Annotated in this window: 2 protein-coding genes; one reads left to right on the top strand and one right to left on the bottom strand. The window is 74.7% G+C overall.

Translation table 11 applies throughout. The annotated features are described in order from the left end of the window. Positions 1 to 637, top strand: a 637-nt coding sequence (locus tag FNX44_RS28380; protein ID WP_369123543.1) for an SIS domain-containing protein, incomplete at its 5' end; no start/stop codon positions are given. 41 nt (positions 638 to 678) lie between these two features. Here the strand turns inward: FNX44_RS28380 and bla are convergent. Next, positions 679 to 1,581 (bottom strand): class A beta-lactamase, encoded by a 903-nt coding sequence (bla, locus tag FNX44_RS26790; protein ID WP_143651551.1) that lies wholly within the window; start codon positions 1,579 to 1,581, stop codon positions 679 to 681. Positions 1,582 to 1,584 lie beyond the last annotated feature (3 nt).

Raw genomic sequence — 1,584 nt, forward strand, 5'->3', positions numbered from 1 at the left:
GCCCACCACCGCCCTCACCGCCGACCCGCACACCCCCGTCGTCGAACTGGCCTCTCACGTCGCCGTGTTGGACTACGCCGACGAGGAGTCCGTCGTACAGACGAGGTTCGCCACGACCGCGCTCGCCCTGCTCCGCGCCCATCTGGAGGCGGACGGCGCCCTGCCCCCCGGAGTCCGCCTCCTCACCGACGCGGCCCACGACGCCGAACGCGCCCTCGCCGACCCCCTGCCGGCCGCCGCGCTCGCCGCCGGACAGCTCACCTTCCTCGGCACCGGCTGGACTTACGGCCTGGCGCAGGAGGCCGCGCTCAAGCTCCGGGAGGCCGCGCAGTCCTGGACGGAGGCCTATCCGGCGATGGAGTACCGGCACGGCCCGATCAGCATCACCGGCCCCGGTCGGATCGCCTGGGCCTTCGGCCCCCTGCCGACCGGCCTCGCCGCGGACGTCTCAGCGGTCGGCGGCACCCTGGTCGCCGACTCCCAAGTAGGCTCCGAAAGCGCGGCGTTGGACCCCATGGCCGACCTCGTCCGGGCCCAGCGGCTGGCCGTCGCCCGCGCCGAGGCCGCCGGCCACGACCCCGACCGCCCCCGCAACCTCACCCGCTCCGTCATCCTCGGCGGCCCCGCGTCCGCGTAGTACGCACACGCGGGGCCGCCGACGGGCAACGCAACGCCCCCTCAGCCCAGCTCCTCCGCCAGCAGCTCCGCCGTCCTGCGCACCAAGGTGTTGTCCGGCGCGGCATCCGGCTCGAACTTGGTCGTCAGCACGACCAGTACCAGCGGCGCGCGCCCGGGCGGCCAGGCGACGCCCGCATCGTTGTTCGTTCCGTAGCTGCCCGCGCCGGTCTTGTCGCCGAGCAGCCAGTCGGCCGGGAGACCGGCGCGGAAGCGCTCGCCGTTGGTGGTGTTGGCAAGCAGCCAGTCGGTCAGCCGCGTGCGGTCGCCGGGCTCCAGCGCGTCGCCGAGCACCAGCCGCGCATAGCTGCGCCCAAGCGCCCGGGGACTCGACGTGTCGGTCACCCGCCACGGCTCCGCCGAGTTCAACTCCGGCTCCCAGCGGTCGAGTCGGGACACGTCGTCCCCGACCGAACGGCAGAAGCGGGTGATCGAACGCGGGCCGCCCAACTCCCGCAGCAGCAGGTTCGCCGCCGCGTTGTCACTCTCGGAGACGGCCGCGCCGCACAGCTCCCCGACCGTCATCCCCCGGGCGATGTTCTCCGGCCGTCCGGTGACGGGCGCGTACCCGGAGTCGTCGGCCTCCTGCCGGCTGTACCGGATGCGCTTGGCCAGGAAGTCGCCGTCACGGTCGAGGTCCCGCAGCACCGCCGCCGCGGCGAAGGTCTTGAACACCGAGCACATCGGAAAGCGCTCGTCCGCGCGGTGCAGCACCCTCCGCCTGGTGCCGGTGTCGTACGCGAACACCCCGATCCTGGCGTCGTGTTCCCTCTCCAACGCCCGCAGCCGACGCGACACCCCCGCCGCTCCGCGCACGGCGTCTCCGCCGCCCGACCGCACCTGCGCCGTCCCTCCGGCCGCGTGCGCGGCCCCACCTCCACCCGCGAGCGCGGCGAGCGCGCCCAGCCC

Source organism: Streptomyces alkaliterrae, assembly GCF_007097205.2.
Lineage (GTDB): Bacteria > Actinomycetota > Actinomycetes > Streptomycetales > Streptomycetaceae > Streptomyces > Streptomyces alkaliterrae.